The organism is Microbacterium sp. Leaf288 (genome assembly GCF_001422925.1).
In the GTDB taxonomy this organism is placed as follows: Bacteria; Actinomycetota; Actinomycetes; order Actinomycetales; family Microbacteriaceae; genus Microbacterium.
This window is the reverse complement of the sequence record NZ_LMNI01000012.1, coordinates 756674-772945: the sequence shown is the minus strand read 5'-3', so window position 1 is coordinate 772945 and position 16272 is coordinate 756674. Positions and strand designations below refer to the sequence as shown.

Annotated in this window: 14 protein-coding genes; 5 read left to right on the top strand and 9 right to left on the bottom strand. The window is 69.5% G+C overall.

All coding sequences use genetic code 11. From position 1 onward, the window contains the following. Positions 1-6: 6 nt before the first annotated feature. Positions 7-1887, bottom strand: a complete 1881-nt coding sequence (locus tag ASF40_RS17020) for an Hsp70 family protein (protein WP_056371149.1) — start codon at positions 1885-1887, stop codon at positions 7-9. Positions 1888-2300: 413 nt separating this feature from the next. On the opposite strand from ASF40_RS17020, the gene groES reads away from it, so the two are divergent. Both groES and rarD read left to right on the top strand, forming a co-directional pair. Beyond that, positions 2301-2597, top strand: a complete 297-nt coding sequence (groES, locus tag ASF40_RS17015; protein WP_045275440.1) for a co-chaperone GroES — start codon at positions 2301-2303, stop codon at positions 2595-2597. Positions 2598-2980: 383 nt separating this feature from the next. Next, on the top strand, positions 2981-3895 hold the full coding sequence (rarD, locus tag ASF40_RS17010; protein WP_056371611.1) for an EamA family transporter RarD: 915 nt from the start codon (positions 2981-2983) through the stop codon (positions 3893-3895). 3 nt (positions 3896-3898) lie between these two features. Here the strand turns inward: rarD and ASF40_RS17005 are convergent, their stop codons facing one another. Genes ASF40_RS17005 through ASF40_RS16995 form a run of 3 tightly spaced genes read right to left on the bottom strand, consistent with a single transcriptional unit; the run spans position 3899 to position 6740 of the window. After that, positions 3899-4228, bottom strand: coding sequence for a metal-sensitive transcriptional regulator (locus tag ASF40_RS17005; protein ID WP_056371148.1), 330 nt, complete (start codon positions 4226-4228; stop codon positions 3899-3901). A gap of 11 nt (positions 4229-4239) precedes the next feature. Then, complete coding sequence (locus tag ASF40_RS17000; protein WP_056371146.1) at positions 4240-6534, bottom strand: heavy metal translocating P-type ATPase; 2295 nt, start codon at positions 6532-6534, stop codon at positions 4240-4242. Then, on the bottom strand, positions 6531-6740 hold the full coding sequence (locus ASF40_RS16995; RefSeq protein WP_056371143.1) for a heavy-metal-associated domain-containing protein: 210 nt from the start codon (positions 6738-6740) through the stop codon (positions 6531-6533). Before ASF40_RS16995 ends, ASF40_RS17000 begins: the two co-directional genes overlap by 4 nt. A 307-nt stretch (positions 6741-7047) precedes the next feature. Here ASF40_RS16995 and ASF40_RS16990 point away from each other — a divergent pair, with 307 nt between their 5' ends. Next, entirely contained in the window at positions 7048-8328 is a 1281-nt protein-coding gene (locus ASF40_RS16990) for an ABC transporter substrate-binding protein (RefSeq protein ID WP_056371142.1), read from the top strand. Positions 8329-8505: 177 nt separating this feature from the next. On the opposite strand, the gene ASF40_RS16985 is transcribed toward ASF40_RS16990, so the two are convergent. Genes ASF40_RS16985 through ASF40_RS16970 form a run of 4 tightly spaced genes read right to left on the bottom strand, consistent with a single transcriptional unit; the run spans position 8506 to position 12519 of the window. Continuing rightward, positions 8506-9246 (bottom strand): ABC transporter ATP-binding protein, encoded by a 741-nt coding sequence (locus tag ASF40_RS16985; RefSeq protein WP_056371140.1) that lies wholly within the window; start codon positions 9244-9246, stop codon positions 8506-8508. Continuing rightward, the gene (locus tag ASF40_RS16980; protein ID WP_056371137.1) at positions 9243-10247 is read right to left on the bottom strand and encodes an ABC transporter ATP-binding protein; all 1005 of its coding nucleotides are present in this window, start codon (positions 10245-10247) and stop codon (positions 9243-9245) included. Before ASF40_RS16980 ends, ASF40_RS16985 begins: the two co-directional genes overlap by 4 nt. Further along, on the bottom strand, positions 10237-11217 hold the full coding sequence (locus tag ASF40_RS16975) for a branched-chain amino acid ABC transporter permease (protein ID WP_056371135.1): 981 nt from the start codon (positions 11215-11217) through the stop codon (positions 10237-10239). Before ASF40_RS16975 ends, ASF40_RS16980 begins: the two co-directional genes overlap by 11 nt. A gap of 9 nt (positions 11218-11226) precedes the next feature. After that, complete coding sequence (locus ASF40_RS16970) at positions 11227-12519, bottom strand: branched-chain amino acid ABC transporter permease (RefSeq protein ID WP_056371133.1); 1293 nt, start codon at positions 12517-12519, stop codon at positions 11227-11229. A 306-nt stretch (positions 12520-12825) separates the two neighbouring features. On the opposite strand from ASF40_RS16970, the gene guaB reads away from it, so the two are divergent. After that, positions 12826-14328, top strand: a complete 1503-nt coding sequence (guaB, locus tag ASF40_RS16965) for an IMP dehydrogenase (protein ID WP_056371131.1) — start codon at positions 12826-12828, stop codon at positions 14326-14328. 75 nt (positions 14329-14403) lie between these two features. Here guaB and ASF40_RS16960 read toward each other — a convergent pair whose 3' ends face one another. Beyond that, positions 14404-15510, bottom strand: a complete 1107-nt coding sequence (locus ASF40_RS16960) for an FAD-dependent oxidoreductase (protein WP_056371129.1) — start codon at positions 15508-15510, stop codon at positions 14404-14406. Between the two features lie 138 nt (positions 15511-15648). Between ASF40_RS16960 and ASF40_RS16955 the strand changes: the two genes are divergently transcribed. Beyond that, on the top strand, positions 15649-16272 hold the full coding sequence (locus ASF40_RS16955; RefSeq protein ID WP_056371127.1) for a TMEM175 family protein: 624 nt from the start codon (positions 15649-15651) through the stop codon (positions 16270-16272).

Genomic DNA, 16272 nt, shown 5'->3' with positions numbered 1-16272 from the left:
ACCCGCTCACTGCGGGATCGGCACGTCCGTCGGTTCGGGGCTCGGGGCGGGCTCGCTCGGGGCGGGATCGGGGGGAGGGTCGCTGGGGGCCGGGTCCGCGGGCGGGTCCGCCGGAGGATCGGTCGGGGTGGGGTCCGCCGGCGGGTCGGTCGGCGTCGGATCCGCGGGCGGATCGCTGGGCGTCGGGTCCGCCGGTGGGTCGGACGGAGGGGGATCGGCGGGCGGGTCGGTCGGCGTCGGATCGGCCGGCGGATCGCTCGGCGTCGGGCCGGCGGGCGGATCGTCCGCCGTCGACCCGCCGGGAGCGGTGCTCGTCGCAGGGCTGGTCGACGCGGAGTTCGACCCCGACCCCGACCCCGAACCGGACCCCGAACCGGACCCCGAGCCCGTTCCCGAACCGGACCCCGACGACGGCGACGCGGCCTTGGCGGCCTGGCTCGGACTGGTGGCGGGAGTGCGCGCGTCCGACTCCGCCATCGCCTTGGTCGCGGTCGCCTTGCGGGGGTTCGCCGACTTCGGCGCGGGCGTGGTGGTCTGCTCCTCGACCGGCGAGGCGGCGTGCTCGGCGAGGGGCGCCGCGGCCGACACCGGTGCCGCCTTCGGCAGCGCCGCGGGCGGGGCCGACGACGGTTCCTCCTCGTCCGCCGTGCGGGTGGGCGCCGGGCGCGGATCCTCCGCCTCGGCCAGCGACCCGGCGGCCATCGTGCCGGCGAAGACGAGGCCGCCCGCCACCGCCACCGCGGCGGCGCTGATCAGCAGTGACAGTCCGCGCTTCGCAGCGTGCTCCGGTCGCGCTGCGGCGCCTGCTGCGCGCGGCGGAAGAAGATCGAGCCCGTGTGCGGCCTGTGACACGAGGTCGTCGAACGTCGCCGGCGTCTCCGGAACGATAGCGAGCGCGCGCTCCTCGAGGCGCGCGAGCGCCGTGCGCGCGGCGCCGAGCGAGATGGATGCCTTGGGATCGGCGTCGATCGCCACGGGGCGGTCGAACCTCTCCGACAGCTTCTGGGCGACCAGCGGGATGCGCGACGAGCCGCCGATGAGCACGAGCGCCGCGAGCTGACCGGGCGCGAGGTCCGCCGAGTCGATCGTCCGATCGAGGGCGTCCACCGTGCGCTCCAGCGCCGGCTCGATCATCGCCTCGAACTCCGCCCGCGTCACCCGGATACTCGAACGTGCGCCTCCGACGAACACCGGGATCACCGCATCCGAGTCGAACGAGAGCGCCTCCTTCGCCTCGACGCAATCGCGTCGCAGCTGCTGGAGCGCGAGGCGTGTGTCGGGGTCGTCGAGCGACAGCGCGCTCGCCGCGATGCCCGAGACCGTGAGGGCGTGGCGCAGCACCGCGTCGTCGAAGTCGGCGCCGCCGAGGTCGTCGATGCCTGCGGCCTCGCCGCGCACCGCGAACGCCGATCCGCCCCCCTGCTGGAGCACGACGGCGTCGAACGTGCCGCCGCCCAGGTCGTAGACCGCCAGCGCCTGGCCGGCCGCGAGCGGGCGCGTCGCGCCGTAGTGACGGGCCGCGGCCTCCGGCTCGGGGATGAGCTCGACGTCACGGATGCCGAGACCGCCGAGCGATTGCGTGACGAGGGCGAGCCGGTGCGGTCCCCACGCCGTGGGATGCGTCAGCGCGATCGCCGCCGGGGGAGCGCCTTCGCGCTCGCTCACGGTCTGCACGACCGCGGCGAAGGCGCGCGCGAAGAGGTCCTCGGATCTGAGCGAGCGTCCCCCCACCGCGATCGGGACGTCGTCGCCCACGCCGCGTTTGAACTCGCGGATCAGGCGTTCGGGCTGACTCAGGCCGCGGCGCTCGCCGGCGTCGGCGAACAGGAGGTCGCCGTCGTCCGTGACGAAGGCGACGGAGGCGACGTTGTCGCCTCTTCGGCCCAAGGGCACAGGTGTGACCGTTGTTTCGCCGCTGGATCCGGTTCGGGCCGTAGCGGCGGCCGTTCTACTCGTGCCGACATCGACCGCGAGTGCGTACTCATGCGAAACCATCGCTGAAACTCCCCCAAAGAGTTCAGGACGAGTCTCCCCCCGGCCACTGGTCTACCACCGCGGGTGCGCCAGCGCGAGGGGGTGCTCGCAAAACAAGGACACATCCACGGAGACGCCCGGCGCGATTCTGATACATCGTCGTGCGAGTCGGCGTCCGGTTCGGCGCAACGGCGGGGCGCAGCATCCGTGTGACGACTCATTGGCACTCACGTTGCATGAGTGCCAGCCGGTTGCCTAGACTGACGTAAGCACTCTCAACGTCAGAGTGCTAACGAGTCTTAGTCTCAAGAAAGAAGAGGTAGACCGTGTCGGTTTCCATCAAGCCGCTCGAGGACCGCATCGTCATCAAGCAGGTCGAGGCCGAGCAGACCACGTCCAGCGGTCTGGTCATCCCCGACACCGCCAAGGAGAAGCCCCAGGAGGGCGAGGTCGTGGCGGTGGGCCCGGGTCGTATCGACGACAACGGCAACCGCATCCCGCTCGACGTCGCCGTCGGCGACCGCGTGATCTACAGCAAGTACGGCGGGACCGAGGTCAAGTTCGGCGGCGACGAGTTCCTCGTCCTGTCGGCTCGCGACGTCCTCGCGGTCGTCGTTCGCTGAGTTCTCGCGCACCACGCGCACCCCGAAAGGGTCGGATGCTTCGGCATCCGGCCCTTTCGTCGTCTGCGTGCACGACACGATGTGCTCCGCAGTCACAAAGGGTGGGAGCCGGTGGCCCGCAACGCACCAGAAGCGACTGCGGAGCAGCGAGGCGAGGCGAGGGGAGGGGAGGAGCGGGTCGTCCGACGGTGGCAGGAATGACACCATGGACGACGGAGAACGGATGCTGCGTCCCTTCGGCTGCGGGCCGCGCCCCGGCGGTGCGGGCGTAGGCTGACCCGGTGAGTCACGAGCAGTCCGCCCTTCCCGATCGCGACGTGGTGGACGGGCTCGACGACTCGACGGCGCTCGACCTGGGCGTCACCACCGGGACCCGCAGGGCCGTGTCCGATGCGGCCGCGGCGAGGGAGCGCCGGCTCGGCGGGGTCTTCACGTTCTCCGCGTACCTGCTGTGGGGCTTCCTGCCGCTGTACTTCCTGCTCCTGGCGCCCACCGGGCCGTGGGAGATCGTGGCGTGGCGCATCCTGCTGTCGCTGGTCTTCTGCGCGCTGCTGCTCACGGTGACCCGCACGTGGCCGCGGCTCGCAGCGATCTTCCGGCAGCCGCGCGTGCTCGGCCTCACCGTGATCGCGGGCCTCTTGATCTATGTCAACTGGCAGGTGTTCATCTACGGGGCCTTGAACGGTCACGTGATCGAGACCAGCCTGGGCTACTTCATCAACCCGATCGCGACGGTCCTGCTCGCCGTGCTCGTGCTGCGCGAGCGACTGCGGCCGACGCAGTGGGTCGCCATCGGCATCGCCGCGGCGGCGGTCGCAGTGATCGTGATCGGCTACGGCGCCTTCCCGTGGATCGCGCTCACGCTCGCGGCATCCTTCGGCGTCTACGGCCTCGTGAAGAAGAAGGTCGGCCCGTCGGTCGACGCCGTGAGCGGGCTGACCCTCGAGACGCTGTGGCTCACGCCGATCGCGGTGGTCGTGCTCGTGATCGTCGGCGCGACCGAGGGGCTCACGATGGGCGCGGACGGCTGGCAGCACACGGTGCTCCTCAGCCTGACCGGCGTCATCACCGCGGTGCCGCTGCTGCTGTTCGCCGCGGGCGCGCGCCGCGTCTCGCTCACGACCATCGGGCTGCTGCAGTTCGTCGCGCCGGTCCTGCAGTTCCTCGTGGGCTGGCTCGTACTGGGTGAGCCGATGCCCCTCGAGCGCTGGATCGGCTTCGGGCTCGTGTGGGTCGCGCTCACCGTGCTCACGGTCGATTCGCTCATCCACGCCCGCCGCAGCCGCGTCGCGGCGTAGCGCTCAGCGCACCAGGCGGGCGATGGCCTGCGTGGCCTCGGTGATCTTGGCGTCGGCCTCGGCGCCGCCCAGGCGCGCAGCATCCACCACGCAGTGGCGCAGGTGGTCGTCCAGCAGACCCACGGCGACGGCCTCCAGTGCGGAGGTCAGCGCGCTGATCTGCGTGAGGATGTCGATGCAGTACTTCTCGTCCTCGACCATCTTGTGGATGCCGCGGGCCTGCCCCTCGATGCGCTTGAGGCGATTGAGGTACTTGTCCTTGTCGGTGATGTAGCCGTGGTGGGAGTGCTCGCCGGAGTCGGAGTGCGTGTGCTCGAGGGCGGTGTCGGTCATGTCGGGCTCCTTCAACGGTGAGCGGTCGAGAGGCTGCGGAAGCGACGCAGGCGCAGGCTGTTGCCCACGACGAAGACGCTCGAGAAGGCCATCGCCGCTCCGGCGATCATAGGGTTCAACAGGCCCAGCGCCGCCAACGGGATCGCGGCAACGTTGTACGCGAAGGCCCAGAACAGATTGACCTTGATCGTGCGGAGGGTCGCGCGCGAGAGACGGATCGCGTCGGCCGCGCTGCGCAGATCCCCGCGGACCAGGGTGATGTCGGATGCCTCGATCGCAGCATCCGTCCCGGTTCCCATCGCCAGACCGAGGTCGGCCTGCGCGAGGGCGGCGGCGTCGTTCACGCCGTCGCCGACCATCGCGACGACGCGGCCATCGCTCTGGAGCTCGGTCACGACGGCGACCTTGTCCTGCGGAAGCACCTCGGCGATCACGCGCTCGATGCCGACCTCGTCGGCGATGGCCTGTGCCGCGGCGGCGTTGTCGCCGGTGAGGAGCACGGGCGCGAGACCGAGGGCCTTGAGCTGCCGCACCGCCTCGCGGCTCGTGGGCTTGACCTGGTCGGCGACGACGAGGAGGCCCTGCACCGCGCCGTCCCAGGCGGCGAGGACCGGTGTGCGTCCCAGCGCCTCGGCCGCGGCCTTGGCGACAGCCAGGTCGTCGGGGAGGGTCAGCGCCCAGTCGGTGAGCAGGGCCTCGCGGCCGACGAGCACCGCGTGCCCCTCGACGACGCCCGAGACGCCCTTGCCCGGCACGTTCTGGAACGACTCGACCGGCGGCAGCTCTCCGGACTCGGCGGTCGCAGCGCGGGCGATCGCCTGCGCGATCGGGTGCTCGGAGGCGTGCTCCAGGGCGCCCGCGAGACGCAGCAGCTCGGCGCGAGCCGCGGACGCCTGGTTCGTGTGCGGGTCGGCGGATCCGGTGATCATGACGTCGATGAGCGACATGCGTCCGCTCGTGACGGTGCCGGTCTTGTCGAGCACGACAGTGTCGACCGTGCGCGTGGACTCGAGCACCTCGGGGCCTTTGATGAGGATGCCGAGCTGCGCACCGCGGCCGGTGCCGACGAGCAGGGCGGTGGGGGTCGCGAGCCCGAGCGCGCACGGGCACGCGATGATGAGCACCGCGACGGCCGCGGTGAAGGCCATGGAAGCCGGGGCGCCGGTGAGGAGCCAGGCCACGAGCGTGCCGAGCGAGATGAGCAGCACGATCGGGACGAACACGCCCGAGATGCGGTCGGCCAGGCGCTGCACCTTGGCCTTGCCCGACTGGGCGTCTTCGACGAGCCGCGCCATCTGCGCGAGCTGCGTGTCGTCGCCGACGCGCGTCGCGCGCACGACCAGCCGGCCGCCCGCGTTGACGGTGGCGCCGACGACCGCATCGCCGGGGGAGACCTCGACGGGGACAGATTCGCCCGTCACCATCGAGGCGTCGACGGCGGAGGTGCCGGAGGTCACGACGCCGTCGGTGGCGATCTTCTCGCCGGGTCGCACGACGAACTCCTCGCCGACGCGGAGGTCGGTGACCGGCACGCGCACCTCGGCGACGCCGTCGCCGGAAGCGCGGAGCACGGCGACGTCCTTCGCGCCGATCTCGAGCAGGGCCCGCAGTGCGGCACCCGCGCGGCGCTTCGACCGCTGCTCGAAGTACCGGCCCGCGAGCACGAACGTCGTGACGCCGGCGGCGACCTCGAGGTAGATGTCGCCTGCGCCGCTCTCGGGTGTGACGGACCACTCGAACGTGTGCGTCATGCCCGGCATGCCCGCGTGGCCGAAGAACAGCGCGTACAGCGACCACAGGAACGCTGCAGAGACGCCGAGCGAGATCAGCGTGTCCATCGTGGCCGCGCCGTGGCGCAGGTTGATCCAGGCGGCCCGGTGGAACGGCCACGCGCCCCACACCACCACCGGCGCCGCGAGCGCCAGCGACGCCCACTGCCAGTAGGTGAACTGCAGGGCCGGGATCATCGCCAGGACGATCACCGGGACCGACAGCACGATCGACCCGATCAGTCGCTGCCTGAGGCTCGTGAGCTCAGGGTCGGCGGGCTCCTCAGCCGTGGGCTCTGTCGCCGGCGGTGCGGGGAGAGCAGCCGTGTACCCGGTCTTCTCGACCTCCTGGATGAGCGCCTGCGGGTCGAGTCCCGCGGGAGCCGTGACGGTCGCCTTCTCGGTGGCGTAGTTGACGGATGCCTCGACCCCGTCCATCCGGTTCAGCCGCTTCTCGATCCGCGCGGCGCACGACGCGCACGTCATCCCGCCGATCTCGAGTTCGAACCGGGCGGCGGGGGTCGAGGTCTCGCTCATGCGCGGACCGCGCTGTACCCGGCCTCGTCGACGGCCGCGATGACGGCGTCGTCGGCGAGCTCGGCGGCGGAGACGATCTTCAGCGTGCCGGCGGCCGCGCTCACCTGGACGTCCTTGACGCCCTCGAGCTTCGACACCTCGCCGCGCACGGACGCCTCGCAGTGCCCGCAGCTCATTCCCGTCACCGTGTACTCGGCCTCAGCCATGATTTCTCCTCTGGGTCGTGAGGATACCCCTCAGGGGTACCCAGTCGCTCCAGTGTATACCCACAAGGGGTATGGGAGGCCGGCGCCGGCCTCGGAATCGGTTCCGGCGGTGCGCGCGAACAGGCCGACGAGTTATCCACAGCGGAGGAACCCGGCGAGCGTCTGGAATTACGGTCCGATCACGGTTTTCAAGCTGTTACAGATCGTTAACGAAAGGCAACATTGGCGACGCTTGACGGCGATTAGGTTTAGTGCACTGGGTCGGCGCCCGAGCCGTTCCCGTTGTAATCGCACAGCAAGGAGCAACATGAGCGTCTTCACCCGCTCGCGCACGACCACCGTCCTCGGTGGCATCGCGCTCATCGGCGCCAGCGCCCTCGTCCTCGCCGGTTGTTCCGGCGGCGGTGGCGGCACCGGTGGCGAGGCCAGCGAGAGCGCAGGTCCCGTCGAGGAGCTGAGCCTCAAGATCGGCACGGCACTTCCCCAGACGGGCAACCTCGCGTTCCTCGGCCCGCCCGAGGAGGCCGGCGTCGCGTACGCGGTCTCGCAGATCAACGAGGCGAGCGCCGACACCGGACTCAACCTCGACGTCGTCTACGGCGACTCCGGTGACACCGACAACAAGGCCTACGAGACCGAGATCCCGCGCCTGCTCGGCGAGGACGTCTCCGCCATCCTCGGTGCGGCGTCGTCGGGAACGTCGCTGCAGTTCATCGACCAGGTCACCGGTGCCGGGGTCATCCAGTTCTCGCCGGCGAACACGTCCGACGCGTTCACGACGTACGACGACAACGGACTGTACTTCCGCACCGCTCCGTCGGACGTCCTCCAGGGCGAGGTGCTCGGCAACCTCATCGCCGAGGACGGCCACCAGACGCTCGGCATGATCGTGCTGAACGACTCGTACGGAACCGGTCTGGCGAAGTACGTCACCGAGGCGTTCGAGGCCGCCGGCGGCGAGGTCGTCGCGGCTCCCACCTACAACACGGGTGACACGAGCTTCGACGCGCAGATCTCGGAGGTCCTCGCGGCCGACCCCGACGCGATCGCCCTGATCACGTTCGAAGAGGTCAAGACGATCCTGCCCAGCCTGTTCGGTCAGTACCCCGCGGAGGACCTGTACTTCGTCGACGGCAACCTCGCCAACTTCGGTGACCAGTTCCCGGCGGGCTCGCTGACGGGAGCGAAGGGAACGTTCCCGGGCCTGTCGCTCGACGCGATCACGGACTTCACCGACGCGCTGCAGGAGTTCAACGAGGGCGAGGGCAACGCGCCGCTCACCGAGTTCACCTACGCTGCGGAGTCCTACGACGCCACGATCCTGATCGCGCTGGCCTCCCTGGCGGCGAAGTCGACCGACGGAACCGCGATCGCCGAGAAGCTCGTCGAGGTCTCGGGCGGCTCCGGCGAGGGTGAGAAGTGCACCACGTACGCCGAGTGCGCGGCCATCATCGTGGGTGGCGGTGTCGCCGACTACGACGGCATCTCCGGCCCGATCACGTTCGACGAGGTCGGCGACCCGACCGAGGCGTCGATCGGCATCTACCAGTTCGGCGACGACAACAAGTACGTCCCGTACGAGGGCTGATCGTCCCCAGATGTGAACGGCCCCGGGTCCTCGGACCCGGGGCCGTTCCTCTTCTGGTTCGGGGGCCCGCTCGGCTTCCCGTCACTCGCAGGGCACGTGGTCGGCGTTCGCACAGGGAAGAAGGAGGGGACCGGATGCCGCGGCATCCGGTCCCCTCCTGCTGAGGCGCTGTGACAGCTACTTGCCGAGCGTTCCCAGGTAGAGCTCCGTGACCTTCGGGTCGTTCAGCAGCTCGCGGCCGGATCCCGTGTAGGCGTCGCGGCCCTGATCGAGCACGTAGCCGCGGTCGCAGATCTGCAGGCAGCGGCGGGCGTTCTGCTCGACCATGATGCACGTCACGCCGGCGCGGTTGATCTCCGAGACGCGGATGAAGGCCTCGTCCTGCCGGACGGGGGACAGGCCCGCCGACGGCTCGTCGAGCAGCAGCACCTTCGGGTCCATCATCAGAGCGCGGCTCATCGCGACCATCTGGCGCTCGCCGCCCGAGAGCGATCCGGCACGCTGCTTGAGGCGCTTGCCGATCTCGGAGAAGATCCCCGTCACGAACTCGAGACGCTCCTTGTAGGCACTGGGGCGCTGGTAGAGCCCCATCTGCAGGTTCTCCTCGATGGTGAGGCTCGGGAACACGTTGTTGGTCTGCGGGATGAACCCGACACCACGCGCCACGAGCTTGTTGGCGCGCAAGCCGGTGATGTCGTCGCCTTCGAGCGTGATCGTGCCGCTGCGGACGTGCACCTGCCCGAAGATCGCTTTCAGCAGCGTCGACTTGCCGGCGCCGTTGGGACCGATGATGCCGATCAGCTCGCCCTGGTGGGCGACGAGGCTGCAGCCGTTGAGGATGTTCACCCCGGGCAGATAGCCGGCGTGGACATCGTCGATGACGACGACGGGAGTGCCCGTCGCGGTGGGAGCGGTCATCTGCCGTCCTCCTCTTCCTCTTCTTCGGCCACGCCCTCGTCGACGAGCGCTGCGGCGTCCGCTGCGGCCGAGGCATCGGCATCCGTCGTCGGGTCGGCCTGGACGACATCGATGCGGCCCGTCACGACGCCCAGGTCGAGTTCCTGATGGGCGCCGAGGTACGCGTCGATCACCGCGGGATTCTTCATGACCGTATCGGGGTCGCCCTCGGCGACGATCTTGCCTTCAGCCATGACGACGACCCAGTCGGCGATGTGGCGCACCATGTGCATGTCGTGCTCGACGAACAGGACGGTCATGCCGAGGTCCTTGAGGTCGAGGATGTGGTCGAGCAGCGACTGCGTGAGGGCAGGGTTGACGCCTGCCATCGGCTCGTCGAGCATGACGAGCGTCGGCTCGGTCATGAGCGAGCGCGCCATCTCGAGCAGCTTGCGCTGGCCCCCCGACAGGCTGGCGGCGAAGTCGTCGGCCTTGGCATCGAGTTTGAACTTCTCGAGCAGCACCATCGCGCGGTCTTCGAACTCCGCATCCTGCGATCGCCACAGCGCGGGGATCAGGCTGCCCCAGAACTTCTCGCCGCGCTGGTTCTTCGCGCCGAGCTTCATGTTCTCCATCACCGTGAGCAGGCCGAGGGCCTTGGTGAGCTGGAAGGTGCGGACCAGCCCCATGCGCGCGACCTTGTAGGCGGGCACGCCCGAGAGCGATGTGCCGTCGAAGGTCCACGTCCCATGGTCGGGTCGATCGAACCCGGTGAGCAGGTTGAACAGTGTCGTCTTGCCGGCGCCGTTCGGCCCGATGAGGGCCGTGATGGCGCCACGCGGGACCTCGAGGTGGTCGACGTCCACCGCGTTGACGCCGCCGAACGAGCGGCGCACGTCGTCGGCGATGATGATCGGGTCGACCTTCGCGACGCCGGGGGCGGCGTCGCCGACATGGAGGCCGGTGGTCTTCGGGCGGGCGACCGGCGCGCCCCCGGTCACCGGGGCGGTTTCACTTGACAAAGGTCAGCTCCTTCTTGTTGCCCAGGAGGCCCTGCGGCATGAAGATCACCAGCAGCATGAGCGCGACGCCCACGAGGATGAACCGGAGCGTGCCTGCCTGGATCTGCGAGAGGCCGAACAGCAAGCCGGCTTCGGCCATCGCCGGCAGAACGTTGGACAGGAACGTCTGCAGCGCCCAGAAGATCAGCGAACCGAGGATCGGGCCGAACACCGTTGCGGCACCGCCGAGGAGGAGCGCCGTCCAGACGAAGAACGTCAGCGACGTCACGTAGACGCCGGGGCTGACGGCTGAGGGCAGCGCGTACACGATGCCGCCCGCGGCCGCCAGGACACCGCCGAGCACGAGCGCCTGCATCTTGTAGGAGAAGACGTTCTTGCCGAGCGAACGGACGGCGTCTTCGTCCTCGCGGATGCCCTTCAGTGTGCGCCCCCACGGGCTGCGCATGAGCATCCACACGACGAGCACCGCGATCGCGACGGTGATGATGCCCGTGATGCGCACCCACCACCCGGTCTCGTTGTAGACCCAGGGGCCGAAACCGTACTCCCCGGGCGGGATCGGATTCGACGCCCGGAAGCTCTCGTGGTAACCGCTGAGTCCGTCGGCTGAGCCTGTGACGCTGTCGAACGCTGTCGTGAGGAACATCAGCCGGAGCACTTCCGCGGCTGCGATCGTCACGATGGCGAGGTAGTCGCCCCGAAGGCGCAGAGTCGGGATGCCCAGGATCAGCGCGAAGATCGCCGCCGCGGCCAGACCGATGAGGGCCCCGGCCCACCAGGGAAGGCCGAACGAGAGGATCGAGATCGCGTAGCCGTATGCGCCCACGGCCATGAAGCCGGCGATGCCCATGTTGATCAGACCCGCGTAGCCGAAGTGCACGGCGAGGCCGAGGGCGGCCAGTGCGTAGCCGATCGTTGCGGGGCTGAGGATCGAGGAAAGGGTGTTGGAGAGAATCTGCAACCAGTTCATGCGCGTGCCTTAACCAATCCGCTCTCGTCTGCCCAAGATGCCCTGTGGTCGGAACAGCAGGATGACGATGAGGATGAACAGTGCGCTGGCGTACTTGAGGTCGGCCGGGATCCACAGGCTCGACACCTCCACCAGGATTCCGACGATCAGCGCGCCGATGAGCGCGCCGTACGCGGTGCCGAGACCGCCGAGGACGACCGCGGCGAACATGAGCAGCAGGATCTGCGCGCCCATGTCCCACTTGATGCCGGGGCGGTAGTACGCGTACAGGATGCCGGCGAGGCCGGCGAGGCCGCCCGCGACGATCCACACGACGCGCACGACATGGTCCACGTCGATGCCGGATGCGGCGGCCAGCGGCGCGTTGTCGGAGATGGCGCGGGTGGCCTTGCCCGTCCGCGAGCGGGTGAGCCACAGCGCGAACGCCACGATGACCACGATCGAGATGGCCAGCGAGACCAGGTCGATGACGCTCATCTGCACCGCGCCGAACAACGGGATCTTCGCCTCGGACGAACCCGGAAGCTGCAGCGTCCCGCCGCCGATGAAGAGCTGGAACGTGTAGCGCAGTGCGAGCGAGAGGCCGATGCTCACGATCATGAGCTGCACGACGCCGACTCGGCGCCGGCGCAGCGGTCGCCAGAGGATCACGTCGAGGAAGAGGCCGAAGAGTGCGCTGAGGACCACGGCGATCGGGTAGCCGAGCCACCACGGGAGCGCCACGGTCGCCGGTCCCACGAGCAGATAGGCGGCGATGGCGCCGAAGGTCACCATCTCGCCGTGCGCGAAGTTGGAGATGCCGGTCGTGCCGAACACCAGTGAGAGGCCGATCGCAGCGAGGGCCAGCATGAGTCCGAAGCTGATGCCCTGGATGACGCGCTGGACGAGCTGGTCGAAGAAGCTCGTGACGTTGCGCTCGCCCTCGCCGATGAAGAAGTTGACGCTGACGCGGCCGCCCTGGCCTACCTCGACCTCTTTGACGTTCGGGGTGTCGTCCTCGGCATCGACCACGGCGATGCCTTCGGGAAGCGTCTCCTCGTCGAGCGTGACGACGTAGGTCTCGCCGCGCTCGGGGACGTTCACGTGCCATTGGCCGTTCTCGTCGGTCTCGACCTCTTGTTCCCCGCCGGGGCCGTCGACGGTCAGGACGACGCCTTCGAGCGGCTCACCGTCGAGTTGGACGTTGCCGCTGATCCGATAGGGATCGTCTTCGTCGGCCAGTGCGGGCGTCGCGGTGGCGAACAGCCCCAACAGGACGAGCAGCAGTCCGAAGACAGCGGCGATCGCCCGCCTTCCAGACACATGTCTCGTGGTCACAGTCGCAGGACCCACAGAACCTCCAGTTCGCCGCCGACGAGCGCACCGATGTCCGGGTCGCATCGGCTGTGATGAACGACGGTACGAGCGTAATGTGTCGCGGGTGTTTCGCCTATCGCACCCTGTGGATACGTGACCCGATCGCAACGAGGGTGGGACCGCGTCTCAGGTGGCTGTATTCGGGAATCATTTCCAGGTTCGCCGCCTTAGAATCGAGTACGGAGCGTCACGAGCGCACCGGCCGCCGCCGTCCACCCCCGAGCACGCGCGCGCCCGCGCGAGGAGACCCCCATGGAGCACAACGACCCCTTCGGCTTCGTCGGACTGACCTACGACGATGTGCTGCTGCTGCCCGGCCACACCGACGTGATCCCCAGCGAAGCCGACACCTCGTCCCGGGTGACGCGACGCATCACCGTCGCGACCCCGCTCATCTCGAGCGCGATGGACACGGTGACGGAGTCGCGCATGGCGATCGCGATCGCCCGCGAAGGCGGCCTCGGGATCATCCACCGCAACCTCGCGATCGAGGACCAGGCCTCGATGGTCGACCGCGTCAAGCGGAGTGAGTCGGGCATGATCACCGACCCGATCACGACCACCCCCGACACCACGATCGAAGAGGTCGACTCGCTCTGCGCGCAGTACCGCATCTCGGGCCTTCCGGTCGTCGACGATGAGAACCACCTCGTGGGCATCGTCACGAACCGAGACATGCGCTTCGTCTCGGGCTTCGAGCGTCAGACCACCAAGGTGCGCGACGTCATGACGACCGACGGGCTGGTCACCGGTCGCGTGGGCATCAGCGCCGGCGAGGTCATCGCCCTCTTCGCGCAGCACCGCGTCGAGAAGCTCCCGCTCATCGACGAGCACGGCAAGCTCGCGGGCCTCATCACCATCAAGGACTTCGACAAGAGCGAGAAGTACCCCCTCGCCACCAAGGACGAGCAGGGCCGCCTCCGCGTCGGTGCCGCCATCGGCTTCTTCGGCGACGCCTGGCAGCGCGCCGAGGCCCTCCGCGACGCCGGCGTCGACGTCATCGTGGTCGACACCGCCAACGGCCAGTCGCAGGGTGTCATCGACATCGTCCGCCGGATCAAGGCCGACACGAGCTTCGACCACATCGACGTCATCGGCGGCAACGTCGCCACGCGGGAGGGCGCACAGGCCCTCATCGACGCGGGCGTGGACGCCGTCAAGGTCGGCGTCGGCCCGGGCTCGATCTGCACCACCCGCGTCGTCGCCGGCGTCGGCGTGCCGCAGGTCACGGCCGTCTACGAGGCCTACCTTGCCGCGCGCGAAGCCGGCATCCCGGTGATCGCCGACGGCGGACTGCAGTACTCGGGCGACATCGCCAAGGCGCTCGTCGCCGGTGCCGACACCGTCATGCTCGGATCGCTCCTCGCCGGCACCGACGAGTCGCCGGGCGAGATCGTCTTCCAGGGCGGCAAGCAGTTCAAGCAGTACCGCGGCATGGGCTCGCTCGGTGCGATGCAGACTCGCGGCAAGAAGACGTCGTACTCGAAGGACCGCTACTTCCAGGCCGACGTCCCCACCGACGACAAGCTCATCCCCGAGGGCATCGAGGGTCAGGTCGCCTACCGCGGTCCGGTCTCGGCCGTCGCGTACCAGCTCGTCGGCGGGCTGCGTCAGTCGATGTTCTACGTCGGCGCCCGCACCATCGACGAACTCAAGGCCAAGGGCAAGTTCGTCCGCATCACCGCGGCCGGCCTCAAGGAGTCGCACCCGCACGACGTCCAGATCGTCGTCGAGGCCCCCAACTACAAGAAGTAACCCGCTCCGGAGACGGATGCCTCGGCCCCGCGCACTGCGCAGGGTCGAGGCATCCGTCGTTTCCGCCGGACCGGCTCAGGGGAGGCGGAAAGGGGCGGCGGCCCGGAAGCCGTCGTCGGTCGCGAGGGCGGCGAGGACAGAGCCGACGGCCGGCGTGAACTTGAAGCCGTGGCCGGAGAAGCCGGCGCCGACGACGATGCGGCCGCGCCGGTCGAGGAGGAAGTCCTGCGAGTCCGTGGACGTGTAGGTGCAGCTGATGGGCTCGGCCGACCCGGCGTCGAGACCCGGGAACCACTCAGCCACGTAGTCGCGCAGCTGCGCGGCGAGGGCGGGAACCGGACGGAACGTGCGGGCATCGGGGTCGACCACCGGCCCCACGAGGTGGAAGCCCACCTTGACGCCCTCGCCCGGCGTCGGCATGCCGTAGACGTTCGCGGGGTACCGCTCGGCCGGCAGGAGGTGGTTGAACGACGGCCACAGCGCATCCGGCGTGATCGGGGCGAAGTGGGCGGGGCTCTCCTCGGTCACGGTCAGCCGGGGGAGGGGGAAGGACGGGGGAAGGATGCCGCGGGTCCAGGCTCCGGAGGTCACCACCACGGTCTCGGCCACGATGTCGTGACGCTCGCCGCCGGCGTCGACCGTGAGTGCGACACCATCCCTCCGCTCGTCGAGGGAGACCACGCGGTGCCCGAAGCGGACGTCGGCGCCGTGACCGCGGGCGCCGCGCTCGAGCGCCTCGAGGGCGGCGGACGCGCGCACCACCCCGGCGTCGGGCGTGAACAGCACGTCGCCGGTGAATCGCATTCCGCTCCAGCGCCGTGCCGCCTCGTGCGCGGCGAGCACCTCGGCGCGCTCGCCGCGGGCGATGAGCGCGCCGTGCACATCCGCGACGACGGCGTCGTCGCCGTGGGTCACGAGCCCGTGCAGGCGCAGCAGCGGTTCGCCGGTCGCGCGCGAGAGCTCGTCCCATTCGGCGCGCGCCAGCGTGAGCAGATCGAGGTAGTGGGCGGCGCCGTAGGCGTTGTTGAAGTTGCGGGTGGCGCCGTGCGAGGCGCCGCGGGTGTGGCCGCGTTCGAACCGCTCGAGCGCGACCACGCGGTGGCCGCGACGCGCGAGCTGCCACGTCGTCGCGAGCCCCATGGCACCCCCGCCGACGACGACGTACGGAACATGCTCGGTCACGGGGGCCTCCAAGGTCTCGGATGCCGAGGGGCGCGGCATCCGTCTCCGCCTCCATCCAATCGCACCGCGCACCGCTGCCGAGGGGAGGTCACGGAGTGTGACGGGCGCCCCAGCGGGTGGTGTCGCTACCCTGGCGCCATGATCAGGCAGCGGCGGCACGCTCTGGCTACGCAGCGCACCACACGTCTCGAGGCGTTCACCGACGGGGTCTTCGCGATCGCGGCGACGCTGCTCGTGCTCGACCTCACCCAGTACTCGCCTGGCAAGGTCGACTCCGACGCCGACATGTGGGCCGCCCTCGGCGGCATGTACGAGCTGTTCCTCAATTTCGGGCTGAGCTTCGTGCTGCTGTGCCTGATGTGGATGGTGCACGTCCAGCAGTTCGAGCACCTCGCGCGCGTGGATTCGACGACGGTGTGGCTGAACAACGCACGGCTGCTGTTCATCGTGCTCGTGCCGTTCGCGACGAACCTGACGACCGAGTACTCCGAGTGGCTCGCGGGCCGGCTCGCGATGCCGGTGACGTTCTTCCTCGCCATCCTGTTCAGCTGGCTGCAATGGGGGTGGGCGGTGCGGCAGCGCGAAGCGCTGATGCCCGACATGAGCAGGGCGGATGCCGTGGCCTACGGCCGCAGCTCGCTGAGCGCCCTCCTCATCTCGGCCGCGGTGGTGGTGCTGGCGCCGTGGGTCGGCTCGGCGGCGTTCCTGCTCTTCTTCCTCGACGGTCTGCTGACCCGCGTCCTGCGAGGCAAGGGCGACTGA